General features: G+C 62.1%; 22 protein-coding genes and 1 tRNA gene. 11 read left to right on the forward strand and 12 right to left on the reverse strand.

What is annotated here, in order from left to right; translation table 11 throughout:
* Positions 1-6 precede the first annotated feature (6 nt).
* On the forward strand, positions 7-654 hold the full coding sequence (locus tag HMPREF2690_RS06515) for a DedA family protein (protein WP_070820453.1): 648 nt from the start codon (positions 7-9) through the stop codon (positions 652-654).
* Positions 655-702: 48 nt separating this feature from the next.
* Here the strand turns inward: HMPREF2690_RS06515 and HMPREF2690_RS06520 are convergent, their stop codons facing one another.
* The 3 genes from HMPREF2690_RS06520 to HMPREF2690_RS06530 are packed head-to-tail and all read right to left on the reverse strand — an operon-like array spanning position 703 to position 2,701.
* Positions 703-951: a hypothetical protein gene (locus HMPREF2690_RS06520; protein ID WP_070421444.1), complete on the reverse strand. Its 249-nt coding sequence runs from the start codon at positions 949-951 to the stop codon at positions 703-705.
* A gap of 10 nt (positions 952-961) precedes the next feature.
* On the reverse strand, positions 962-1,858 hold the full coding sequence (locus HMPREF2690_RS06525; RefSeq protein ID WP_070451716.1) for a RelA/SpoT domain-containing protein: 897 nt from the start codon (positions 1,856-1,858) through the stop codon (positions 962-964).
* Positions 1,859-1,891: 33 nt separating this feature from the next.
* Positions 1,892-2,701, reverse strand: a complete 810-nt coding sequence (locus HMPREF2690_RS06530; protein ID WP_070820480.1) for a DNA-formamidopyrimidine glycosylase family protein — start codon at positions 2,699-2,701, stop codon at positions 1,892-1,894.
* A gap of 10 nt (positions 2,702-2,711) precedes the next feature.
* Between HMPREF2690_RS06530 and HMPREF2690_RS06535 the strand changes: the two genes are divergently transcribed.
* Positions 2,712-2,951, forward strand: coding sequence for a hypothetical protein (locus HMPREF2690_RS06535; RefSeq protein WP_070820454.1), 240 nt, complete (start codon positions 2,712-2,714; stop codon positions 2,949-2,951).
* Positions 2,952-3,026: 75 nt separating this feature from the next.
* Entirely contained in the window at positions 3,027-4,541 is a 1,515-nt protein-coding gene (locus tag HMPREF2690_RS06540; RefSeq protein ID WP_070820455.1) for an HNH endonuclease signature motif containing protein, read from the forward strand.
* A gap of 10 nt (positions 4,542-4,551) precedes the next feature.
* On the opposite strand, the gene HMPREF2690_RS06545 is transcribed toward HMPREF2690_RS06540, so the two are convergent.
* Complete coding sequence (locus HMPREF2690_RS06545) at positions 4,552-9,222, reverse strand: ATP-dependent helicase (protein ID WP_070820456.1); 4,671 nt, start codon at positions 9,220-9,222, stop codon at positions 4,552-4,554.
* 30 nt (positions 9,223-9,252) lie between these two features.
* On the opposite strand from HMPREF2690_RS06545, the gene HMPREF2690_RS06550 reads away from it, so the two are divergent.
* The 4 genes from HMPREF2690_RS06550 to HMPREF2690_RS06565 are packed head-to-tail and all read left to right on the forward strand — an operon-like array spanning position 9,253 to position 11,601.
* On the forward strand, positions 9,253-10,026 hold the full coding sequence (locus tag HMPREF2690_RS06550; protein WP_070820457.1) for a 3'(2'),5'-bisphosphate nucleotidase CysQ: 774 nt from the start codon (positions 9,253-9,255) through the stop codon (positions 10,024-10,026).
* Positions 10,027-10,029: 3 nt separating this feature from the next.
* Complete coding sequence (locus tag HMPREF2690_RS06555) at positions 10,030-10,827, forward strand: thymidylate synthase (RefSeq protein ID WP_070820458.1); 798 nt, start codon at positions 10,030-10,032, stop codon at positions 10,825-10,827.
* A gap of 11 nt (positions 10,828-10,838) precedes the next feature.
* Positions 10,839-11,315, forward strand: a complete 477-nt coding sequence (locus tag HMPREF2690_RS06560; RefSeq protein WP_070820481.1) for a dihydrofolate reductase — start codon at positions 10,839-10,841, stop codon at positions 11,313-11,315.
* Between the two features lies 1 nt (position 11,316).
* The gene (locus HMPREF2690_RS06565; protein ID WP_070820459.1) at positions 11,317-11,601 is read left to right on the forward strand and encodes a mycoredoxin; all 285 of its coding nucleotides are present in this window, start codon (positions 11,317-11,319) and stop codon (positions 11,599-11,601) included.
* On the opposite strand, the gene HMPREF2690_RS06570 is transcribed toward HMPREF2690_RS06565, so the two are convergent.
* On the reverse strand, positions 11,585-12,103 hold the full coding sequence (locus HMPREF2690_RS06570; protein ID WP_070820482.1) for a GNAT family N-acetyltransferase: 519 nt from the start codon (positions 12,101-12,103) through the stop codon (positions 11,585-11,587). The two genes, HMPREF2690_RS06565 and HMPREF2690_RS06570, sit on opposite strands and share 17 nt — an antisense overlap.
* 48 nt (positions 12,104-12,151) lie before the next feature.
* Positions 12,152-12,224 (reverse strand) — tRNA-Arg (locus HMPREF2690_RS06575).
* A gap of 114 nt (positions 12,225-12,338) precedes the next feature.
* On the opposite strand from HMPREF2690_RS06575, the gene HMPREF2690_RS06580 reads away from it, so the two are divergent.
* Both HMPREF2690_RS06580 and HMPREF2690_RS06585 read left to right on the forward strand, forming a co-directional pair.
* Positions 12,339-13,040, forward strand: a complete 702-nt coding sequence (locus HMPREF2690_RS06580) for a PAQR family membrane homeostasis protein TrhA (RefSeq protein ID WP_070820460.1) — start codon at positions 12,339-12,341, stop codon at positions 13,038-13,040.
* Positions 13,041-13,077: 37 nt separating this feature from the next.
* The gene (locus HMPREF2690_RS06585; protein ID WP_070820461.1) at positions 13,078-13,881 is read left to right on the forward strand and encodes a DUF1906 domain-containing protein; all 804 of its coding nucleotides are present in this window, start codon (positions 13,078-13,080) and stop codon (positions 13,879-13,881) included.
* A 174-nt stretch (positions 13,882-14,055) separates the two neighbouring features.
* On the opposite strand, the gene HMPREF2690_RS12470 is transcribed toward HMPREF2690_RS06585, so the two are convergent.
* Complete coding sequence (locus HMPREF2690_RS12470; protein WP_256365569.1) at positions 14,056-14,178, reverse strand: hypothetical protein; 123 nt, start codon at positions 14,176-14,178, stop codon at positions 14,056-14,058.
* 73 nt (positions 14,179-14,251) lie between these two features.
* On the opposite strand from HMPREF2690_RS12470, the gene HMPREF2690_RS06590 reads away from it, so the two are divergent.
* Positions 14,252-15,466, forward strand: coding sequence for a hypothetical protein (locus HMPREF2690_RS06590; RefSeq protein ID WP_141758803.1), 1,215 nt, complete (start codon positions 14,252-14,254; stop codon positions 15,464-15,466).
* A gap of 344 nt (positions 15,467-15,810) precedes the next feature.
* Positions 15,811-19,533 (forward strand): DUF4062 domain-containing protein, encoded by a 3,723-nt coding sequence (locus tag HMPREF2690_RS06595; RefSeq protein ID WP_070820463.1) that lies wholly within the window; start codon positions 15,811-15,813, stop codon positions 19,531-19,533.
* A 126-nt stretch (positions 19,534-19,659) separates the two neighbouring features.
* Here HMPREF2690_RS06595 and HMPREF2690_RS06600 read toward each other — a convergent pair whose 3' ends face one another.
* From HMPREF2690_RS06600 to HMPREF2690_RS06620, 5 genes are all read right to left on the reverse strand, one after another.
* Positions 19,660-21,312, reverse strand: coding sequence for a solute symporter family protein (locus tag HMPREF2690_RS06600; RefSeq protein WP_070570964.1), 1,653 nt, complete (start codon positions 21,310-21,312; stop codon positions 19,660-19,662).
* Positions 21,313-21,315: 3 nt separating this feature from the next.
* Positions 21,316-21,654: a DUF485 domain-containing protein gene (locus HMPREF2690_RS06605; protein ID WP_070421457.1), complete on the reverse strand. Its 339-nt coding sequence runs from the start codon at positions 21,652-21,654 to the stop codon at positions 21,316-21,318.
* A 227-nt stretch (positions 21,655-21,881) separates the two neighbouring features.
* The gene (locus HMPREF2690_RS06610; protein WP_070570965.1) at positions 21,882-22,709 is read right to left on the reverse strand and encodes an aldo/keto reductase; all 828 of its coding nucleotides are present in this window, start codon (positions 22,707-22,709) and stop codon (positions 21,882-21,884) included.
* A gap of 10 nt (positions 22,710-22,719) precedes the next feature.
* Positions 22,720-23,079 (reverse strand): FKBP-type peptidyl-prolyl cis-trans isomerase, encoded by a 360-nt coding sequence (locus tag HMPREF2690_RS06615; protein WP_070451706.1) that lies wholly within the window; start codon positions 23,077-23,079, stop codon positions 22,720-22,722.
* A gap of 110 nt (positions 23,080-23,189) precedes the next feature.
* On the reverse strand, positions 23,190-24,485 hold the full coding sequence (locus tag HMPREF2690_RS06620) for a citrate synthase (protein WP_083291997.1): 1,296 nt from the start codon (positions 24,483-24,485) through the stop codon (positions 23,190-23,192).
* Positions 24,486-24,577 lie beyond the last annotated feature (92 nt).

The raw sequence follows: 24,577 nt of genomic DNA on the forward strand, positions 1-24,577 counted from the left end.
GGCGCAATGCAGAGCATCATCGACTGGATCGTCGGCCTAATGGAAACCCTTGGCGCCCCCGGTGTCGGCATTGCGATCCTCTTGGAGAACCTCTTCCCACCCATTCCGTCCGAGGTCGTACTGCCGCTGGCAGGCTTCACCGTCGCGCAGGGATCCCTGAACATGGTCAGCGTGTTCATCTGGTCCGTGCTTGGCTCCGTCGTCGGCGCATACGTGCTGTACGGCATCGGCGCCTGGCTCGGCCTGGAGCGCCTGCGCAAAATCGCCGACTGGATGTGGCTCGTGCGCGCCTCCGACGTGGACGCATCGATGGATTTCTTCAACAAATACGGCAAGCCCAGCGTGTTCATCGGTCGCCTCATCCCGGGTGTGCGGTCGCTGATCTCCATCCCGGCGGGCCTGGGCAACATGAACCTTCTCACCTTCGGCCTGTGGACCACGCTTGGCTCCGGCATCTGGAACGCCATCCTGATCTACCTGGGCTACATCCTCGGCGACAACTGGGAAAAGGCCACCGAGTACGCGGACACCTACTCCAACGTCATCTACGTCGTGCTCATCCTGATCATCCTCGGATTCCTGGTGTTCTTCATCCGCCGCGCGCTCAGCGACTGGGAGGCGAAAAAGGCTGACACTGCGGACACCACCAAATAACCCGCTCGAGGGCGACCGATCACGAAAGTGACGGTCGCCCTCTCCCCTTTAAGAAACCTTCTCGCCTTGCGCCCAATACGAAGCAACATCGGGAAGTTCATCGACCGCGAAGTATCGGGAGTGCGTAACCTTCAAGTCTTCTAAGGACGGCGCCCCGATCACAACAATCTCGACATCTGGATTGTCGTTGGCCTGTTCTTCCTCAAGCCGCTGCAGGATCGCATCACGTACATCCGCATACTCTTTCATCCGAAGCGCGCCGGTCTTGCGGTTGAACACCATAAGGAAGTGCTTCATCGTCTCCCCCTCACTCTTCTACCTCGTACGAACTGAGACGTTGCGATAGGGCTCGCAAAGATTCAATGAGGCTCAGAATACTCGAGGCATGCTGACTCGTAGCAGTCTCCGAGTACGACAATGCTCGAAAAGCTTCCGCCCGCAATTCATGCAGCCTCGAGTTCAATGGCAGACCCATCGGGATATTCGCTAACTGCTTCATCGAGTTCGAACTACTCCGACGCGTCGCTGCTCGTTGCCGTTCCATATGGTGAATATCACGCGCAATCGCAACTAGCGCATCAAAAACCCTGGCTAGCTCTTTATTCCCTGGCCGCGCATCGCTTTCGTATCGGATCTTTCGCCCAGTTTTGTCCGCTAACTTTTCAAAGGTGTTCGCCCACTCCGACTGGAGCAAGGTTCGCATTTGGAGTTCGACATTACCCGCAGCCGACTGAACCACCAGATGAATAGCCCGGTAACCCCCGGGCTGCGCACGGGCGATATAGTCACGCTCAATCACACGATGCCCCTCTGCCCGCAGCACCTGCTGCAGCTCCCATGAGAGATGGCGCAAATCGTCGTGCAACACGTTGGCCGTAATTCGAGCCCCGGCGAAATCCCACATCCGGCCGAGTTGAACCTTCTTCGTTTTGTCCTCATTCGACCGTCTGATTTTGTCACCAATAGTCGCCTGCGATTTCACTCGATAAGCACTGACAATGTCCGGACTTTGGTTTTCCTGGCCAAAAAGTTCCTGCGCAAAACCTGCACAGGCAGCAGCAGTCCGTCGAGCTAACTCGTCGTGCCAGATAATCATCTCCGCGGCTTCCGCAGGAACACTGGCACTACCAGCGAAATATTCTCCGAGCCGGTCGATTTCTCGCTTCCCCCACGGACGTTTTTCTCTCAAAAATTCAAAGTCCATATCTCGCCCCCCCTTTTCCAGAAATGGAATATATCAGGGCTCCGGCTGACACCGCGGACACCACCAAATAACCCGCTCGAGGTCGCCGTCGCCGCCGAGAAATCCCTTCTCAATGAGCGTGCCGCAGCGCCTACACGGCTTGTTGTTGCGGCCGAACACGTAACTCGTCTCCCCCGCCCGCTTGATCCCAGTGGTCACGCGGACGGGGGCGTCTTTATTCGCCCACATCAGCCGTCGCGCAAGACGCACATGCTTTTCGACGTCCACCTCCCCCACCCGTTCCCTCGGGTGCGTACCCGCGAGGAAGTTGATCTCCGCGCGGTACTCGTTCCCAATGCCGGCAAGATTGCGCTGATCCAGCAGCGCACGTCCGATTTCGAGGTCCGGCTGTGCCTCGATGCGCCTGACCGCCTCCGCCAGGTCGAAATCCGGATCGAGCAAATCCGGTCCGAGATACCCCATCTCCTGCTCGTATTGGCGGGCGGGGAACACCCGAACGAGGCCGAGCCAAAAGCCGACGAGTTCGATGTCGGGCTGGGGGTCGTCGCTAAGCGAAAGCACCACGCGAGCCGCATGACCAGGCTTCTTCCAGCGTGTTCCGGCGCGATGCATCGACCACGTGCCCTCCATTTTGAGGTGCGTGTGCAGGATCTGCGCCTGGTGGCCGCCTTTAGCGAACTGCATGAAGAGGTGCTTGCCGCGAGGCCAAACGCGCTCGCAGGTCATGCCCGTGAAATCAACGGTGGCGTAGCGCGGGACGCGAATGCTTGTGGCTGTGACTTCGCGATTTTGCATCCACTGCAGGCGCTTTGACAGCTGATAGACGGAATCACCTTCAGGCATAATGGGGCCCATGTTCCGCTTTTTACGAAGCATTTTCAACAGTGTGGTCAATGCCGGGCCGACCCCGGAGGAGTCGCTCGTCGGCTTCTTCCCCGACATGGACGCCGCAATCGAGTGGGCGCGCGGGGTGCTCGCGGAGACCGGCACCGCCCCAGAGGCCGAGTATGTGCGCGCGGTGAAGGACGTGCGCGAGGCGAATCCGCGACTCGGACTTGCGGCGGCAGCGCACCTGGTCAAGCAGTTGCAATAGAACGGGTGTTCGAACGTTTGATTGTCACGTCGGGCGCGTTGATAGATTGACCCTCAACTACTTGAAGGAGGGAACATGAACAACGTGTCTCGGCTCGTTGACCAGGTCGTAGACAGCCTGACGCAATTGCGCCTGCTTTTCGACGACCCCACGTCCCTCCCCTTCACTACCATCGCCCGCGACATCGCACGCCTCGAACAAGCTATGGATAAGAAGGCCTACGTCGACGCCTCCTTCGCCCACGCCTGCGTGCTCGCCGACGCCGGCAAACTCGTCGGGGCGAACTACCCGGACGCCTACCTCATGGAGACGTTGGGCATCTCCAAGGGCGAGGCCTACAACCGGCTCGCCCGAGCCAAAGCCATGTTCGCCCCGCCCCCGCCGCCCGAGCCCGACCTGGACGATTTCCTCGGGGACCTGTTTGGCACCGGCGATGAGCCGACCGATGAGGAGCGCGCCGCCGCCGAAGAAGCCGCCCGCAAGGCCGCCGACGAGGAAGCCGAGCGTCGCCGCAAAGACCAGGAGGACGCCCGCCGTCGCGCCGGCGAGGTCCCCGCCGCCAAGCAGGACATCATCCGGCGAGAACTCGACAAACTGCTCAAGGCCGCCGAGGGCGAACGCATGAGCATCTACGCCCGCGCCATGGAGGAAGCGAAGACACGCAGCGAAAAGGACCTGCGGCTGTTTGTGAAGCGCCTCGTGGACAAGGCGAACAAGCCACACGCAAAGAAGAACCCCAACGCTGGCTTTGAAAAGCGCGAGGCCACCCTGGGCAAGGAAAACTCCGACGGCACCTACGACGTGCGCCTTCACATGACCGCAGGCGACTACGCCCTCTACAAAGCACTCACCGACAAGGGGCTCGCACCAAACTCCAACATCCCGGCTGAACACCAGCAGGACCGCGACCCCCGCACCCGAGGCCAGCGCCGCTACGACCAGTTCATGGCCATCATGCGCCAATACGAGCACGGCGAGCAGGCCGCCAACGGCGGCGCGGCCTCCGTGGTGGTGTCGGTGACGATGGACGATCTTGCCGACGCCGACGCCACCACCCTGTTCCAAACCAACGTCGGCGTGGAGCTCAACGCCTTCGACCTCGTGCGCCTCGGCATGGACGGCACCTCCGACTTCCTGCTCACCGTCGACGGCCTCACCGGAGTGCCGCTGCACCTGGGCAGGTCGAAGCGGCTCGCGTCTGTTGCGCAACGCATCGCGATGTTCGCCATCCAAGGCGTGTGCTCATGGGCCGGCTGCACCACCGCGATGAGCGAGTGCGAAGCCCACCACATCATTTCGTGGCTGCGGCACGGCGGCACCGACATCACCAACCTCACCGGCCTGTGCCCCACCCATCACCGGTGCAACAATGACCACCGGGACGGCTCCTTTAACAAGGGCTACATGGATTACGACCCCACAACCGGCACCGCCGTGCTGGTCAAGGCAGACGGCACCCGCCACGTAAACACCACGGACCCCGCCATGCACTCGGCGGTCAACCGAATCCGGGCGAAACGGGCCCGGGCGGCGGGGCAACCGCCGGGGACCACCCACCGGCCGGTACCCCGCGTGCCGCTACGGCCCTAAAGCCTGGACCCTAGTCGTGAAAGGTGAGCCCATCCGCTGGGCCACCCAAATCAGGCCTGCCGTCGGCCTCCTCTGCACCGTCTAGCTCTCCCAGCGCCTCCGTTATGCTGCGCCCGCGCCGCTTCGGGGGTGCCGAGGCACGCCCTCCGATCTTCGCCCCCTTGTGGGTCACCGTCGCCCCGAAGTCTTTCAGAGAAAAGGCAGGACCGCCGTTAAGCTTTTCCACGCTCAACGGCTGCATGCGGCCGGCCCGGACCGCTTGAGTCAGGGCATCGACGACCAACGGCATCGGGTCCCCTACCCCGTCGGGGAAGAAATCGAAGAAGGTGGTCATGGTTCTCCCGCCGCGGGTGATGTGGGCGGCTAAGAGGCCGTCGACAAGCACCACCATGGCACCGGCCGAGCGGGTCGGCCCCTGCGCCGGCCACGGCAGCGCCGCCCCGTAGGGGTTCGACGGGTCGGTGGCGGCCAGCACGTGCACCTGCGGATCGCGCGCACCGGAGGGCCAGCCCACCACGTCGTCGGTGTCCTGGTGCCCGCGCAGCCGATCGATGGTGGCCGGGGTGGAAAACTGCGAGGCCCCAAGCCCCTCCACGAGGTAGCCGCGCATCGCCTTGCCTGATTCCTCAAAACCAGACAAGGTTTTGTAGGCCAGCGCGAACCCGCCCAGGATGTCCTCGGCTACCACGGAGCCGCGGGTGACCACCCCGTAGCGGTCCAGCAGCGACTCCCCTAAAGCCACCGAGCGACGCGTGGGGTCGCTATCAGGCGTGGGCGTGAGCGACCAACGGCCCACCATGTCGGGCGGAACCGTCGACGCGAACGAGGTCCGCCCCGAACGCACCCTGCTTCGCTGCGGCCTGCGACGCGCCCGGTGCGCCGCCTTCCCACCCGCCAACCGGGCCCGGATCGGAGCAAACGAATCCGGCGCGAGGAAGCCGGCCTCGACCAGATCCCACATGGCCTCGCGCAGCTCCTCGGTTGTCGTCGAGGGCTCAAGCAGGTCCCCGAACAAGAACCCGCCGCCGCGGCGCACCTTCTCCATCACCTGGGTTTGGGTCAGCGACAGCAGGGGTTCCTCGACCTGCGGCATGAGTTGGGCCGCGTAGTCGGTGGGCAGCAGCATGATCCACGGGTCACGCGCCCCTGCCTTGCCGGCGCCGACGATGGCAACCTCGCCGTTGGCGGTGAGCTCGTCGAGCATCACCGGCGAGTAGTCGCCCACGCGCGACGGGAAAATATGTGATTCCCAAGCACTTGCGGGCAGGCGCACCCCGGCGAGCTGCTCGATCACCGAGTAGACCCCGTCGGCGCCCCGCAGCGCCGGCGTGACCCCCACCGGAGCGACGTTTGACCACGAAGGCAGAAAACGCCCATAAGCAGACTGCGACACGGGCCGGGTCTGGGCGCGCGCCGCCGCCAGCGAGCGCGACCGGATGATGCGTAAGACCTCGGCGGCGACGTACTCCTGCTCCTCGACGCCCTGCCGGTAGCGGCCCTCGATGACCTTTTCTTTGTCCACCAGCGGCATCAGCGCTGCATGCGCCGCACCGACGGCCAGCCCGAACGCGTCCGCAAGGTCGCGCAACACAAAGGGCCCGTGGGTGCGCACCCAACGCCCCACCAGTTGCGCCAACGCATCCGGGATGGTCTGCACCTGGGCGGCGACGCCGGGCGGGACGGGCACGCCGAGGCCGTCGCGAAGCAAGGGCGCGTCCAGGACTTGGGCCACGTGTTCGCGCCCGCCGATGCGCACCCGCATCATGCGTGCCCCCAGGGACTGCTCCAGGGAGGCCAAGGGAACCGATGTGTAGGTGGGCAGGTCGTCGATAGGCACTGGCCCCACGATGCGCAGGGTGTCGGCGAACTGCTCGGACGTCTCCGCGCGGCCCACCCGGCGCAGCGAGGCGTCGACCTCTGCGATGATGTCCGCGTCGAGCAGCTCGCGCAGCTCGACGGTGCCCAGCAGTTTGGCCAGCAGCGACGGGTCCAAGGACAGCGCCGCGGCCCGCTTCTCGGCCAGCGGGGTGTCGCCCTCGTACATGAACGCGCCGGTGTAGTTGAACAGCAGCGAGGAAGCGAACGGGCTCGGCTGGTCGGTGGTCACCTCGGCGATGCGCACCCGGCGCGTATTGATGTCGCGCATCACCTCCTGCAGCGCCGGCAGGTCGTAGACGTCCTGGAGGCACTCACGCACGGTTTCCAGGATGATTGGAAACGACGGGTAATTCCGGGCCACATCCAATAACTGCTCGGCGCGCTGGCGCTGCTGCCACAACGGTGCGCGCTTGCCGGGGTTGCGGCGCGGCAGCAGCAGGGCGCGGGCGGCGCACTCGCGGAACCGGGAGGCGAACAGGGCGGAGTTGCCCACCTGCTCGGTGACGATGTCCGCGATCTCGTCGGCGTCGAACTGGAAGATCGCCCCGTCGGGCTCCCTCTCCCCTTGCGGCAGGCGAAGCACGATGCCGTCGTCGCCCGCCACCGCCTGGGCATCCATCCCGGTTTCCTGGGCGACCCGCCACCCGGTGGCCAGGGCCCACGCCGCGTTGACACCCTTGCCAAACGGGGTGTGCAGCACGACGCGCCAGTCGCCTAACTCGTCGGTGAACCGCTCCAGCACAAGGGTTTTCTCGTCGGGGAGGATGCCGGTGGCCTCCTCCTGCTCGTCGAGGTATTGCAGCAGGTTGATACGCGCGCGCTCGTCCAAGCTTTCGTCCAAAGCACTTCTTGCTTCTCGACGAAACGCCCCCACCGCCTTACCCAACTCATACGGCCTACCCAGCCCGTCGCCTGTCCAGAACGGCAGGCGCCCGGTGTGGCCGGGCGCCGGGCTGACCTGCACCTGGTCGCGGGTGATGTTTTCGATGCGCCACGAGGAGGCGCCGAGGGTGAACACGTCGCCGACGCGGGACTCGTAGACCATCTCCTCGTCCAACTCGCCGACTCGGCGGGGTGCTTTGTCCCCTTCTTGCGAGCCTGCGAGCAAGAACACGCCGAACATGCCACGGTCCGGGATGGTGCCCGCGTTGGTCACCGCCACCCGCTGGGCGCCGGGGCGCGCCTTCAAGACATTGCCTTCGAGGATTGCGCGGGGCCGCAGCTCGGCGAAGTCGGTGGACGGATAGACGCCGATGACCAGGTCGATCACCGAGTCGAACACCTCGCGGGCAAGGTCACGGTACGGCCAGGCGCGGCGCACGGTGTCGTACCACTCGTCCACATCCAGGTCCTCCACCGCAACCGCAGCCACGGTCTGCTGGGCCAGCACGTCCAAGGGGCTTCGCGGGGTGTGCAGCTCCTCGATGAGGCCTTGGCGCATCCGGGGCACCGTCACCGCGGTTTGCACCAGGTCGGAGCGGTGCTTCGGGTAGAACGTGCCCTCGGAGACCGCCCCTACGGTGTGCCCGGCGCGGCCCACGCGCTGCAGTCCGGAGGCCACCGACGGCGGGGATTCCACCTGGATGACCAGGTCCACCGCACCCATGTCGATGCCCAGCTCCAGCGAGGAGGTGGACACCACCGCGCGCAGGGTGCCCTCTTTCAGCATGGTTTCGGTCAAGGCGCGCTCGTCCTTGGACACGCTACCGTGGTGAGCGCGCGCAATCACGGTCGCGGCGTGGCCGGCAGTATCCACCGACTTCATCAGCTGCGCCGGCGGGCGGCGGGTCTGCGGGGAGAGCGCCTCCGGGTCGTGCTCCTTCGCCCAGAGTTCGTTTAACTGGCTGGTCAGGCGCTCCGCGGTGCGGCGGGAGTTGACGAAAACGATGGTGGACCGATGCGCCATGACTTCGTCGTAAATCGCGCGCTCGATGTGGGGCCAGATGGAGTTGGTAGCACCGGGCGGCGGGGCGTCCAGGGCGTCGTCCACGGCGTCGTCGAGAATCGCATCGCCGATGGTGGAGGCGTCCTCGGGAACGGGCAGGTCGCTCATGTCGTCGACAGGCACGCGCACGTCTAGCTGCCAGCGCTTCTCCCCCGGCGGGTTGATGATCGTCGTCTTGGGGCCCAAAAAGTTGGCCACCGCCTCGATCGGGCGGACCGTGGCCGACAGGCCGATGCGCTGGAAGTCCCCGGCGAGGCGGCGCAGGCGCTCCAGCGAAAGCGCGAGGTGCACGCCGCGCTTGGTGCCGGCCAGGGCGTGGATCTCGTCGACAATGACCGTGTCCACCGTCTTCAGAATGCCCGCCGCCTTGGACGTGAGCATGAGATACAGCGACTCCGGCGTGGTGATCAAAATGTCCGGCGGCTTTCGCACCTGCCGGTTGCGCTCCGCCTGCGGAGTATCGCCCGAGCGCACCCCCACCGAAATGTCCGGCATGTCGCGGCCCAAACGCTGCGCCACCCGCGCAATGCCAGCCAGGGGTGCGCGGAGGTTGTTCTCCACGTCCACGCCGAGGGCCTTCAGCGGCGAAATATAAAGGACGCGCACGCCGCCGTGGGTGGAGGTGTTCGCCCCATCGATGGGCAGCGCCTGCTGGCCGGCCCGCTCCACCAGGGAGTTCAGCGCCCACAAAAACGCCGCCAACGTCTTACCGGAGCCGGTCGGTGCGACGACGAGGGCGTTTTCGTCGTCGGAAATCGCGCGCCACGCCTGCTCCTGCACCGCCGTGGGCGCTGCGAAGACATCCTGGAACCACCCCGCCACCTGCGGGTGAAAGCGGTCCAAGATCGAGCCAGTCATTTCGCCAACCTTAGCGGTAGAGTCGGGCACATGACTGCTGAGTACTCCGACTCCCGGCTGACCAACCTGATTGCGGAAGGCACGGGTGAAATCCTCAAAGGCATCCGTGGGGTGGGCCTGCTGCGTGGCCGCGAACTCGGCGAGACTGGCGACGATCTCGCCCAGGCCTGGATCGAGCGAGTCTTAAGCCAACACCGCCCCAACGACGGGTTCCTCTCCGAGGAAGCGTCCGACAACCCCACGCGTCTGGGCAAAGACCGGGTGTGGATCGTCGACCCGCTCGACGGCACCAAGGAGTTCGCGACCGGCCGGCAGGACTGGGCGGTGCATGTGGCGCTCGTCGAAAATGGCGTGCCCACCCACGCCGCCGTCGGGCTGCCCGACCTTGGTGTGGTGTTCAAGTCCTCCGACGTGCGCCACGTCTCAGGGCCGTTCGCCGGCAAGGTGGCCATGTCGCGCAACCGCCCGCCCGCCGTCGCCCGCTACGTCGCGGACGCGATCGGCTTCGAAACAGAACAGATCGGCTCCGCCGGCGCCAAGGCCATGCACGTGCTGCTGGGCGATTACGACGCCTACGTCCACGCCGGCGGCCAATACGAATGGGACCAAGCTGCCCCCGTAGGAGTCTCGCTCGCGGCGGGCCTGCACGCATCGCGCCTCGACGGTACCCCGCTTCGCTATAACAACGACGACACCTATATTCCAGACATGCTTATCTGTCGCCCGGAGATTGCCGACGACATTTTGGAAGCCGCCGCCCGCTACCACGACGAGCACGGCTCGTTCGAAGGAGTACTGAAGTAACCAATGGTCAAGACCCCATACGAGGACCTGCTGCGCGACGTGCTGGAAAACGGCACCGCGAAAGGTGACCGCACCGGCACCGGCACCCGCAGCGTGTTTGGCCGCCAGATCCGCTACGACCTCTCCGAGTCGTTCCCGCTGCTGACCACCAAGAAGGTCTTCTTCAAGGGTGTCGTCGGCGAACTGCTGTGGTTTTTGCGCGGCGATTCCAACGTGCGCTGGCTGCAGGACAATGGCATCCGCATCTGGAACGAGTGGGCCGACGCCGACGGCGAGTTGGGTCCGGTCTACGGCGTGCAGTGGCGCTCCTGGCCCACCCCGGACGGCGGCCACGTCGACCAGATCGCCGAAGCGCTGGAGACGCTGAAGAAAAACCCGGATTCGCGCCGCAACCTGGTGTCTGCCTGGAACGTGTCCGAACTGGACAAGATGGCCCTCATGCCATGCCACCTGATGTTCCAGCTCTACGTCGCCGACGGCAAGTTGAGCATGCAGGTCTACCAGCGCTCCGCCGACATGTTCCTGGGCGTGCCGTTCAACATCGCCTCCTACGCACTGCTGACCCACATGTTCGCCCAGCAGGCGGGCCTTGAGGTCGGCGAGCTGATCTGGACCGGCGGCGACTGCCACATCTACAACAACCACATCGAGCAGGTGCGCGAGCAGCTCTCCCGCGACGCCCGCGAGTATCCGCAGCTCAAACTGCGCAAGGCAAAGTCCTTGTTCGACTACGACTTCGACGACATCGAGGTCGTCGGCTACGACCCGCACCCCACCATCAAGGCGGAGGTGTCCGTCTAATGCAGGGCCCGATGTTGGGCGCGATCTGGGCGCAAAGCGTCGACGGCATCATCGGCGACGGCGAGGACATGCCCTGGCACCTGCCCGAAGACCTCAAGCATTTCAAGGACACCACCAGCGGGCACCCGATCATCATGGGGCGGCGCACCTGGGAGTCGCTGCCGTTCAAGCCGCTGCCGAACCGCAAGAACATCGTGTTGTCCTCGCGCGAGGCGGGCGCCTGGTCCCGCGGGGCGTCGGTCGTCGCCGACATCCCGGACCTCGAGGGCGATGCCTGGATCATCGGCGGCGCCCAAATCTACGCCGCCACCCTCGACGAGGTCGACGTCATCGAACGCACGCTTATCGACGTCCACCCCGACGTCCCCGATGCAAAAGCCGTCTACGCCCCGCGTATCGACGACACCTTCACCCTCGTTTCCGAAACGGAGTGGCTCACCTCGTCGACAGGCTTGCGCTACAAATTCCAACGCTTCGAAAGGATCTAACATGACCGTCACCGCACCCGAAACCAACGCCCACGTGACCATCTTCGCCGCCGACTGGTGTCCGTTCTGCCAGAAGCTGCGCCAGCGCCTCGACCGCACGGAAACCCCCTACGACCTCGTCGACGTCGAGGCCGACGGCATGGACGAGGTCAACGAGTGGATCAAGTCCGTCAACGACGGCAACCGCATCGTGCCCACCGTGCTCTTCTCCGACGGCACCCACACCACCAACCCGGAGGCCTCCGCGGTGCGCGCCAAGCTGCGCGAACTCACCGGCGAGGAGTAGGCGCCGAGAATCCTTCGGGGCTGGTCGACTCTCTCCGCTCCCAGCGGACTTCGCCATCAACGACCTGCGCCGTGGGGACCAACCCTACGGTGGCGGCGACACGCTGCGAGGCGACGTGGTCGGGGTGGATATGAGCGATGAGGTGCGTAATGCCTCGTTCCGCAAGATGAGTGCTTAGCAGTTTCACGGCGCTTTTGGCGTAGCCGTGCCCCTGCCACTGTGTCCCGATCACCCACGCGATCTCCGTCGCACCGCCGCTGCGAGGCACGGTCGCTTGGACGTAGCCTATCGGCTGCTTGCCCGCACCGAGAGTGACGATGAAATTGATCCATTCTTCAGTACCGTCGCTCGATTCGCCTCGAGCCTGGATCGCATACCGTCGTGCAAGCTCATCAGCAGTAGGCGGCTCACCACCCGTAAACGTGTAGAGGGAATGGTCCGAAAGCACAACGGCCATCTCGGTGGCGTCCTCGACGCGAAGTGGCCGTAGTTCGATAGACATTTTCACCACCCGCTATCTGATCTCGGCACCACACCAAACCTCTATTTGCGCCCCAGAGAGGAATCGAACCTCCGACACCGGCTTTAGGAGAGCCGTGCTCTATCCACTGAGCTACTAGGGCAATGGGGCTTAGGTTACCGCAGCGGTTTTCGTTCGCGGAATCGGCTGGGCTACCCACATAAGTTACCAAGTAGTAACATAGCGTCACTGTTCCTCCACCCCCAGTGAGGTCACTATGACGATCCTTCAAGAAGGCCAGGTCCAGCGCTCCTACATCATGGCGGACCGCGGCCCGCGCCCCCTGATTCGCGGCTGGGCCCACTTCGTGGCGGCCGCAGCCTTCGCGCTGGCCTCCACCGTGCTGATCACCTACGGGTGGATGACCCTGCCGGCGCTCCACGCCGCCGGGGTTACCGTCTACGGCGTCGGGGTCGTACTGCTGTTTGGGGTCTCCGCGATGTACCACCTCTACCCGTGGCGCTCCCCGTCCACGGTGCAGTGGTGGCGCCGCGCCGACCACGCGACCATCTCCATCTTCATCGCCGCGACCTACACCCCACTGTGCCTGATCGTGTTCGAGCCGCGAACCGCCGCGACCATCCTCGTCGTGTCCTGGATCGGCGGCCTGGGTGGTGCCGCGCTCAACCTGGTGTGGATCAATCACCCGCGATGGCTGGACGTTGCGGTGTACGTGGGGCTCGGCTGGGTGATCGTGCCGCTGATCCCCACCCTGTGGGCCAGCGCAGGGCCGGCGGTGGTGTGGCTCCTATTCGCGGGAGGCGTGCTCTACACGGTCGGCGCCATCGTGTACGGGGCCCGCTGGCCGGGGCGCGAGGCGCGCTACTACGGCTACCACGAACACTTCCACACTGCGACGATCATGGCGGCCGTGTGTCACCTCGTCGCCATCTGGATCGTGGTCACGCAGGCAAACTAAGGTGCACAAGAGGTAAAACGAGACTAATGTTACGCAAGTGACTACTTTTGATCGCCGCTCGTTCCTGAAGTCTGCGGGCGCACTCGCGGCAACCACCGCCGCCGCCGGCGCCGCAGCCACCGCCCTCTCCCCCGCCGCACAGGCTCAGCAGCGCCGCGTGCTCGGCACCGTGATCGACTACTCCGCCGCCGTCCCATCCGCCCGCGCCGTGAAAGCCGCCGGCCACATCGGCGCCGTGCGCTACGTATCCCAGCCCCGCCCCGACGCACTCTGGATGCGCGGCAAGCCCGTCACCCTCGACGAAACCCAGGACTACAAGGCCAACGGCCTGTCGGTGGCGTCGGTCTACCAGTTCGGCCGCGCCGACACCGCCGACTGGCTCCAGGGTCCGCTCGGCGCTGCCAAGCACGCACCCCAGGCCATCGCCCTGCACCGCGCTGCAGGCGGCCCGACCGGGCGCCCGATCTATGTGGCTATCGACGACAACCCGACGCTCGCCCAGTTCAACAGATTCATCAACCCCTATCTTTCCGCCATGGGCGCTGCACTCAGCGCCGCCGGCTACCAGTTGGGTGTGTACGGCAACTACTACACCATCGCCTGGTGCCTGGAGGACGGCATCGGTAGCTACTTCTGGCAGCACGACTGGGGCTCGCGCGGCAACATCCACCCGCGCGCCAACATCCACCAAGTCGCCGGACGCCAGACATACATCCAGGGCATCCAGGTGGACATCAACGACGTCTACACCGCCGATTGGGGCCAGTGGACCCCCGGCCAAAGCGATTCCCTGTTCCAGATGAGCAGCCTGCTGTCGTCGAATGGACTGTTGGTCCGGTAGGTCGTCGATAAGCACTTAGGCTCAATGCTTCTTCCGGAAGCGAAACTTTTATCCTGACACTATGCGGCTCGATTCAAATCGTCTGGTCATCGCATTGTCTGCCACTGCGATTGGCCTCTACAACTGCGGCGTCACGCTTTCGGAGTCTCATAACGCGTCCGTCGTCTCGCTCATCTACGCGAGCATCGCGCCTTTTGCCGCCTCGTATGCGCCAGCGCCTGGCCAGCCGGCATCACCAACGACCTGGATGACGATAGGTTTAATCCTCTCACTCCTTGTCACCTTCGGAGCAGTCATTTCTGCCCTACTAGGAATATCGCGTATCGGGTGGGCGAGAGCAACGAGCAAGCGCCGCCGAGGAGGTCCAGTGGTGATCGGCTCCTCCGAGGAAGCGAACAGCATCGTCCGCTCAGTCCTTGACCAAGAAAGGGAGCTCCCCGTTCATATCTTGGAGAAGGGAAACCCAACAGCCAAAGGCACGCTTGGCTTAGGGTACAAACAGCATCTGAGCGATGATCGGCTCGTTGCTCAAACTGTCAAACATGCTTCCCACGTGATCATCGCTGCCGAAAATGACATCGAAACAGCTCGCCTGAGTTCTGAGGCGCAGGACCTCCGTCACGCACAATGCGGTGAGACGGTATCAATATTCCAGCTTCTTCGGTCCCCCGAGTTAGCAACCTCAGCACGCTTTACCCACATCGCTCAACGACGACCTGTTGAAGCATTTCATCCAGCCGACCTCACAGTTCGCGCAATCACAGACAAAATACTCCACCTGCTGACCACACTCGATGCTCACACTGTTGAGGTCAAGCAATGCGGCCCGGGAGATGAAAAGCGTGAGTTGGACGCGTGGATTCACAATTACAACCGGTTCGCTAAAGAGCTGGAAGTTCAACAGATTGTGAGCCCTCAGGTAGAGGGCCTGGCAGATATGGTTGTCCTCGTCGGCGATCCAGTCCACGTCGCTGCTCAGATCCCCTCCCTCAGGAAACGTCGAGCGATTATTGCGGTGACTGACCACATACTGCAGGGTCTTGTCTGGAACGATGCCGAAGCCGGAACAGTTCTGGAAGTTATTGACCCACAAAAGGTTGGGTTGAGCATCGACGCCATCCGCGATTCCGCCTTCTCCGTCTGGGGCTGGGCATTCGACATCGCCTACACGTCGCTTTATGGCCCGCCATCCCCATCGCAGAAGCTTTCTCACGACGACATCCTGAAGGCACGACAAACTTCTGAAGCAGCCGCTCGGGCCATGGTTGAAAACCTACGTCTACACGGTTTTCAGCTTGTGAAGGACGGCTACGGGTGGGAAGAGCATCCCTCGGAACAGGAGATCACCTCGATGGCGGAAGCCGAGCACGATGATTGGATGCTCAAGCGCACATGGATTGATAGCAACGGAACCGAGCGTCGCGCATCCTATGACTACAGCAAGGAACCTCCTGCTCGGAAACCCTCATACAAACCGTTTGCAGAGCTCGACTCGCACACCCAGGATTACAACCACAAGATCGTGAAAGTTGTGTACCCCGCCTTGGCGGGGATGTTCGGTTACGGCATTTCTAGGATCTCGTAGGCGTCGGAAAACTCCGCATCTGGCACTGGCCAACACTCTCCTGTTACGCCACGGACCACCCAATCACCTGCGTGTGCGTGAGCCTCTCCCTCCAGCGTTGGGATCGTAGCGTCCTCGCTGAGTCGGCGGGCTTGGACCCTTCCCGTTTTCCTGTATTCACCCGGCGCGACCTGACTGTATGACCTGTCGAAAACCCCAGACGCAACTGTCCATGTTCGTGTCCCGTCAGTGACTTCCCAGTCCCCCGCCTTTGCGTGAAGGACGCTGCCAGTGGAAGTCCGCCACTGCGCGTCTTTGTCCAAGCGTCGGGCCCTAACCTTGCGGATCGGTTTATACCATGCAGCATGCGCGAGATGCTGGTCAAGGCGCTCTTGGGACCATTTTTTCATGCAGGCGATATTAGCGGGTTGAGCGAAAACCAAGCGGTCGTCGGCCTCCTAATATGCTCCGGTTGGCGCATAATGAGTGTTCAAACACTGACTGCGCTAAGGGGCCTCATGCTCAACATTCCTGTTTTTGTGTCATCGACCTTTCGCGATTTCCATACGGAACGTGACATTCTCAACGGTCCCGTAAGTGACCGGCTCAACGAATCTTTGCGCCGATTCGGCGCAAAGATGCACTTTATTGACCTGCGCTGGGGAGTCGACACCAACGACATGGATGAAGAAGCGGCTGGGCGCAAGGTATTAGACGTATGCCTTGACGAAGTCGATCGCGCGGCCCCGCTCTTCCTCGGGCTCATCGGAGACCGCTACGGTTGGATTTCAGACGACAAGTCTCTCCTCGAATGGACGGCACAGCGCGTTGGACTCGACCCCGAGAGGTCTCGCGAGTGTTCTATCACCGAGTTGGAATTCGCCAAAGCTGGTCTTTGGGACGCAGATGATACAACCACACCGTTCATCCTTTTCCGGCAGGTCGAAGGCACCCCACCGCACGGCTGGGCCGACTCAGACCCAACCCGAATTTCTGACTTCAAAGACGAGGTATCTCAACGATGGGGCAATGCGGAGACGGTGAAACGCTACTCCGTTGCCTTCGACCAGAATGGTCAGTGGCCCACTGCTTCAATGCAGCACTTCGAGGATCTTGCGGTCAGTCTGCTTGAACCGCAGCTTCTGGAGCGAGCCCGCAGCATCCCGCGCGACGGTACCGCGGAGGAGGTCCTGTTTCGAGGTTCCCGCACTCGTAATTTTGGGTCAGAGGAACTGCTCAAATCGATCGATTTTTTCCTCCGCATCGATTCGCCTGTCGTGGTTTATGGCGAGTCCGGCGCGGGTAAGTCCTCACTTCTGTTGGCACTCGAGAAGTATTTGGCGGCCTCCGGAGAATCTATATCCGGCAAGTTGCCCATCACCGTCATTATGGGGCTGGACGACCGCATTTGGACGGGGGACGAGCTCGCATTCGAGATTACGCGATGCATAAACGCAACCTTGGGCCTGTCGCTTTTCGACGATTGGCGGGGCTCTCCCGAAACTTGGCGCCCGCGCTGGAGGCAAGAAATGGAAAAGGTTGTAGCTGAGTATCCTGATCTGCTTTTCATCGTCGACGGTTTAGAGCAGATTGTGGATGGAGCCGGCGGATTCTGGCCAGTGGAATGGCTCTCGTCTCGCACCGCGTTGGCTGTATCTTCTTCCTCGCGCTCGGACGTCACTCTGTTGAAGAACTCCGATTTCAAAGAAGTCTTGGTTGGGCCAGTGCCAGCCAACATTGCGCGAGAATTCGTAGAGGACTGGGAGCGCAGAATTAGGCGCGAGATCGGAGGCGGCGCTCGCCAGATCATCGCGTCCAAACAACGCTTACCTCTTTGGATAGAGCTTACGCTGGATCTACTTCTCGATATCGATGGTGATGATTTCAAGTCCATCGAGGATGAACCTGATCAAGCCAGCGCAATCCAAAACATGCTTGCAGACCGCGCGTGGCTCATCCCCGATGACCTGTCAAGCGCTGCCCACCACTTTTTGGAAACCTCCATCGCATCTACCGATCGTGCCCTCGCCCGCGCTGCAGTAGGTCTCTTGGGTGCTTCTAGGATCGGGCTTTCGCAAGAACAAACCGTCAACGCGCTGCGCGACGCTGGCTTCACAACAAATACTGAGATCTCGGTTGCCCGACTTTTCCGTTCTTTGGCGAATCAACTAACTCCAAATGGGCCGGAGAAACGGATGCGCTTTACGCACCGAGTATTTAGCGAGGCCGCGGAGAGTTTTGGTTCACCGCTCACACATTCTCTACTCATGCGCATTTACGAAACCGATCTGCGCAACAGTGTCGAGACCACCCCAAAGTATGCGGCGCTCGAAAGCGAGGATTATTACGACATTGAGCATCAGTGGAAGAACCAGCGCAAACTCGCGGAGGCGTTCCTGTTCCACCTCTTTTCATCGCCTGCTCCCAAGGGTCCTCAAAATCTAGAGAGCATTCCGTTGGCGCTCGACTGCCTTCCGCAAACCACAGTGTACGACGCAGCAATTGTGACCAACTTGCTTCACTTGCCCTATGCAATCGAACACCTTCAGCATCTGCGTACGGCCGGTGCATCATTCGAAGCGCTGCGAACGCTCTTAGCGGCTGCTGATCTTTCCCCTGACCCACAAGTACAAACAAGTGTGGCCTCAATTTGTTTTGAGGTATTGAACGACTTCCCTGTCACGGCGAAAACGGTTTTATTGCGCTGCCAAGCTCTCACGATTGCTGCTTCACACACCGAAGATGTGGAGGAAGCTCGCCTACTGCTGTACCTGGCGTTTAAGAGTATCGACCCCCTGTACGACGCCGAGCCAAATCGTGTTTTACCTGCTGTCTTCTATTCTCGAGCCCAACGTGAGATGGCACTTCTGGATGCAAATGCAGGAGACACAAAATCAGCCCTCGAGCTGCTATTTAGCTGCCAAGACATGCTTGTTCCTGCGCTCCAAGCCAGGGATCCTAGAGCCATCGAAGAAGCGATACGCGTGCTCCTTCAGATCGCAGATATCCATGGATCTACAAACAATGGGCTTGTGATCCCCACCTTGGATGAAGCCATGGAGATCGCTGCCATCCTGGTTGACGGCGGCGACGGGCCAGCTGTTTCCTTCGCATTGGCAGCGGAAGCCACGGCGATAAGAGCACAGTTTGTCCGGAAGCTTTTTCCGAATATGGCCCCGCCGGTGGAGCTGCTCGAGGATGCTGTCAACCAATTCGTCGTAGCAACGCAGAAGGTTCCCTTCGGCGGCAAATACTCAACCGACATACTTCGGACCAGCATCGAACTAGCGAATATTTACATCGAGATGCAAAAAGAAATGGACGCTTTCCTACGGCTTCGCGCTTCGGTAGTGGCGCTTGTCCCCTTCCTCAACTCCGCCCCGCCGGCTGGGTGGAACGAGTTTGCTAAGGTATTTGCTCTTCTTCTTGAGCTCTGTGAAAGCGCCCAGTCAAGGGAGGTTCGCGTCGGGGCAGCAAGGTTTGTTCGCGTCCATACTTCTCGAGTGCTTGCGGAAGCATCAAGCGTTAACCTGCCTGAGGCGTTCGCCATTGCAAATGCTGCGCATCACGCACTGCTGATCGGTCTCTCCCAAGCCGAAAACCTAGAAGCAAGGCTCCGCTTCATGGAGGCACTTACCGATATTGCAAAGTGGATCGCACAAACACACCCCGATGTTCAATGCCAGCTCAACTACAGCTACTCGTTGAGGAAGCTCTACGAGCACTACGCACGTGTTGGCCGTCATGAAAAAGCCAGGGCAACCCTTGATACCGTGCGCAAACGGGACATAGGTTTGGCCGAGCTTCCGGAGGATGGGCAGGCGCTTTCTCAAACGTCGCAGGTGTTGACCCAGTACTGCACCGCGCTCGTGTCAGAGTATGACAGTCCCGATGCGACGGTACCGCGCTTTGCCCATACGGTTGTGCTTGCAGCACCACTGATCCTTCGTGGGGTTCCTGATTCTCTCCGCCAGGAGTTTGCTTCCGCCGTGCACGATTCTTGTGTCACCCTGCTGCAAACTGACAGCGGTACACCCGAGCAGCGCAGCATGTGGGAAGCGATGAAGGAAATCGCAGAGCAGATGTAGACATGGCGGTGCTTCCCGGCATTCCTCAGTGCACGCAAGCTTGAGTTGCGCGGCTGGTTAAAACAAAGCAAACGCAAAAACGGGCTCAGCATCACGCTGAGCCCGTTTCCTGTTATTCAGCCAGGATTAGTGGTCGACCGGAGCCTCCACACCAACACCGGTGAGGGAACGAACCTCCATCTCGGCCTGGAGTTCGTCGAAGTTGTCCGGCTTGCCCAGGAAGGTGCCGATAAGGCCACCCAGGAAGCCGAGTGGGATGGACACGAGGCCCGGGCTGGTCAGCGGGAAGATGGACCAGTCGGCGTCCGGGAACATCGCGGTCGGGCTGCCAGAGACCGCCGGCGACAGGGCGATCAGCACCAGCGCGGAGATCAGGCCGGTGTAGATCGACGCAACCGCGCCGGTGGTGTTGAAGCGCTTCCAGTACAGGGAGTACAGGATGGTCGGCAGGTTTGCGGATGCCGCGATCGCGAACGCGAGGGACACTAGGAAGGCCACGTTCTGCTGCATCGCCAGGATACCCAGGACGATGGAGACGATGCCGAGCACCACCACGGTGATGCGGGAGACGCGCACCTGCTCGTCCTCGCTGGCTTGGCCGTCTCGAAGCACCGCGTTGTACACGTCGTGCGCGATGGATGCGGAGGCGGTAATCGCCAGGCCTGCCACCACGGCAAGCACCGTTGCGAAGGCAACCGCGGAGATCAGCGCCATGAAGATGGAGCCACCGAGCTCGAATGCGAGCAGCGGTGCCGCGGCGTTCGCGCCACCAGGTGCGGCAAGGATGCGGTCCGGGCCGACGAATGCTGCAGCAGCGTAGCCGAGCACCAGGGTCAGCAGGTAGAACGAACCGATGAGAACGATTGCCCAGGTCACGGACTTGCGGGCTTCCTTGGCCGTCGGCACCGTGTAGAAGCGCATGAGCACGTGCGGCAGACCCGCGGTACCAAGCACCAGGGAAAGACCCAGCGACAGGAAGTCGAGCTTCGAGGTGGTGGTCGCACCGTACTTCAGGCCCGGCTTGAGGAGATCCTCGGCCTGGTAGCCCTTCTCCGCGATGTACTGGGACGCGGCGTGGGTGTCGATCGCCTGGTTGAGCACCGCATTCATGCCACCCTTGGCCATGATGAAGGCGAGGATCGACATGATCAGCACGCCGGCGATGAGCAGCACGGCCTTGATCATCTGCACGTAGGTGGTGCCCTTCATGCCGCCGATGAGGACGTAGGCGATCATGATCACGCCGACGATGGCAACACAGATTGCCTGTGCGGCGAAGGAGTGCAGGTCCAGCAGCACGGACACCAGCGAGCCGGCGCCGGCCATCTGTGCGATGAGGTAGAACAGCGACACGAACAGGGTGCCGAAAGCTGCGGCCACACGCACCGGCTTCTGGCGGAGGCGGAACGACAGCACGTCCGCCATGGTGAAGCGGCCGACGTTTCGCAGCGGCTCGGCGACCAGCAGCAGGGCGACCAGCCATGCGACGAAGAAGCCGATGGAGTAAAGGAAGCCGTCGTAACCGCTCAGCGCGATGGAGCCGACGATGCCCAGGAAGGACGCGGCGGACAGGTAGTCGCCGGCGATGGCGAGGCCGTTCTGGGTGCCGCTGAAGGATGCGCCGCCGGTGTAGAAGTCGGCGGATTCGCTGGTGGTTTTGCCAGCGCGGGTCACGATGAAGAGGGTGACCACGATGAACGCGCCGAAGATGGCGATGTTCAGCAGAGGGTTGCCGGTGGCGGTGCTTTCAGCCGCTGTGGCGTTGATGTACGTCTGCATGGCTTAGCCCTCCATTTCCTGGCGAATGTGCGCTGCACGGGGTTCGATGTTCTTGTTTGCCCACTTCACGTAGACCCAGGTGATCAGGAATGTGGTCAAGAACTGTGCAAGTCCGAGCCACAGTCCAAGGTTGAGGCCTAGGAAGGGCCGCGCCATGACATCGGGCGCGAAGGTAGCAAAGACGACATAGAAGACGTACCAGAGGAACGCCGCAATCATCACCGGGAAGGTGAAGCCACGGAATGTTCCACGCAGATCTTGGAATTCGGGGCTCTGTTGCATTGCCACAAACTCGTCTGGCGTGGGCTCGCGGCGCTGCGGGACAGCGGGGGAACCTGTCATTGCCTCGATCCTTTCTTGTTCACGGGATTGGGTCTTGCCTTGCCGACAATTCGCGATTCTCGACTCAACAATGTGGAGTGTAACGTATCACACACTCACGGAGAGTTGTTTAAATCCTCTCACCCCTACCCCTACCCCCGAAAAGTCACGCTTTTCGTTGCGACGAGAAAAGCCCGCCCGGCCGCTTCCACGGCCGAACGGGCTCAAATCCACTCCCAGGAAAACCTTTATCCCGGGAACGTCAGGGGATCCCCTGACATACGCTCCCCTTGCACCGCATCGAGGGTGGCAACATCTTCGTCGGTGAGCTTCACATTTACCGCGCCGAGATTTTCGACGAGGCGCTGCGGGTTCTTCGTCTTCGGCACCACAGAGCAGCCAAGCTTCATCAGGTATGCCAAGCACACCTGCGCAGGTGTGGCCTCATGGGCATCCGCGACGGCCCGGATGGCCGGGTCGTCAAAATTCTTGCCGCGGGCGATCGGCGCCCACGCCTCGGTGAGGATGTCGTGCTCCTCGTGGTAAGCACGCAGCTCCGGCTGGGTGAAACCAGCGTGCAGCTCCACCTGGTTCAGCACCGGCGTGATGCCGGTGGCGTTGATGATGTCGTCGAGAACCTCCGGGTAGAAGTTCGCGACACCCACCGACTGGAGCCGGCCCATCCCCTGCAGTTCAGCGAGCTGCTCAAACGCCTTGACGTACGTGCCGTTCTGCGGCCACGGCCAGTGCACGAGGTAAAGGTCGAGGAACTCCAGGTCGAGGCGCTCGAGGGACTCGTTGTACGCCTGGAGGGCGCGCTCCTGATCGTCATTCCACAGCTTGGTGGTAATGAACAGTTCCTCGCGCGTGACGTCGCCCGCCTTAATCGCGTCGTTGATGGCCTTGCCCACCTGCACCTCGTTGTCGTAAAACGACGCGGTGTCGATGTGGCGGTAGCCCAGCTCGATCGCGGTGCGCACGGTCCGCTCCACGTCCTCGCCCTGGAGCTTGTAGGTGCCCAGGCCAAGCAGCGGGAGATCGTAGCCGTCGTTGAGCGTAGTTACCGGGATTCGCATGCGCTTTCCCCTAACGGGCGTCGAGCAGGTCGATAATGAAGATCAGGGTGCGGCCAGACAGCGGATGGCCGCCACCTGCCGGGCCGTATGCCTTCTCCGGCGGGATGGTGAGCTGACGGCGGCCGCCAACCTTCATGCCCGGGATGCCTTCCTGCCAGCCTGCGATGAGGCCCGCGAGCGGGAACTCGGCTGCTTCTCCGCGGTCCCAGGAAGAGTCGAACTCTTCGCCGGTTTCGTAATCGACACCCAAGTAGTGGACTTTGACGAAGCCGCCAGCCACCGCTTCTTCGCCCTCGCCGACGGTGATGTCCTGGATAACCAGATCAGCTGGTGCCGGCCCCTCGGGGGCTTCAATGAATGGCTTTTCCATTTCCATGAGTGAGAATCTCCTTGAGGTTTGTGCGGTCGGCATTAAAAAACCGCCGGGAACTTCCCCTGGGAATTATAGGGGACGTGTTCCTCGGCGGTTGAAAGGTTTGGTTAGCGCTGGTCGCGCGGGACGAAGTCGCGCTTCTGGTAACCGGTGTAGATCTGACGCGGGCGGTTGATCTTGGTGTTCATTTCAAGCTGCTCGCGGTACTGTGCGATCCAGCCCGGCAGGCGGCCGATGGCGAACAGGACGGTGAAGAAGTCCGTCGGGAAGCCCATGGCGCGGTAGATCAGGCCGGTGTAGAAGTCGACGTTCGGGTAGAGCTTGCGCTGGATGAAGTACTCGTCGTTCAGCGCGATCTCCTCGAGCTTCATCGCCAGGTCGAGCAGTTCGTCGCCACCCAGGTGCTCGAGCACCTCGTGTGCGGTGTCCTTGACGATGGCCGCGCGCGGGTCGTAGTTCTTGTACACGCGGTGGCCGAAGCCCATGAGGCGGACGCCCTTTTCCTTGTTCTTCACGCGGTTCATGAAGTCGGTTGCGTCGCCACCGTGGTTGTTCTTGATGTCCTCGAGCATCTCGAGCACGGCCTGGTTTGCGCCGCCGTGCAGCGGGCCGGCCAGGGCGTTGATGCCGCCTGCGATGGAGACGAACATGTTCGCCTGTGCCGAGGCGATCATGCGCACCGTGGAGGTGGAGCAGTTCTGCTCGTGGTCGGCGTGCAGGATGAGGAGCTTGTCCAGGGCCTTCGTCAGGACCGGATCGACGTGGTAGTCCTCGGTCGGGTAGCCGAACATCATGCGCATGAAGTTCTCGCGCGGGTTCAGGGAGTTGTCCGGGTACATGTACGGCTTACCGCGGGATGCACGGTAGGCGTATGCGGCGAGCATGGGCACCTTAGCCATGAGGCGCACGGTTGCCTTGTCCAGCTGCTCTTCGTCGAGCGGGTTGAGCTGGTCCTGGTAGTAGGCGGAGAGAATGTTGACCGAGGAGGCAAGGACGGCCATCGGGTGCGCGTTGCGCGGGAAGATGTTGAACGCGGCCTTGAAGTCCTCGTCGAGCAGCGTGTGGTGGCGCAGGTCGGAGTTGAAGTTGTCCAGCTGGTCGGTGGTCGGCAGTTCGCCGTTGATCAGCAGGTAGGACACCTCGTTGAAGGTGGCGTTTTCTGCCAGGTCTGCGATGTCGTAGCCGCGGTAGCGCAGGATGCCCTCTGCACCGTCGATGTAGGTGATCTTGGACTCGGTGGAGCCGGTGGAGACGTAGCCCGGGTCGAAGGTGACCAGGCCAGTTTCACCGAGGAGGTTCCCCAGCACGACACCGTCATTGCCTTCGGTGGCGCGCATGATGTCCATTTCATACTCGCCGCCCGGGTAGTGGAGTACGGCCTTGTCCTTGTTCTCAGTAGCCACTGGTTTCCCTTTCCTACGTTGGGTGTTGCTCTCGTTTTTCGGGCAACCTTTTTACGTAACGCACTCTAGCAAATATTGTGATGCGTCCGACA

Source organism: Corynebacterium sp. HMSC034E11, assembly GCF_001835905.1.
GTDB lineage: Bacteria > Actinomycetota > Actinomycetes > Mycobacteriales > Mycobacteriaceae > Corynebacterium > Corynebacterium coyleae.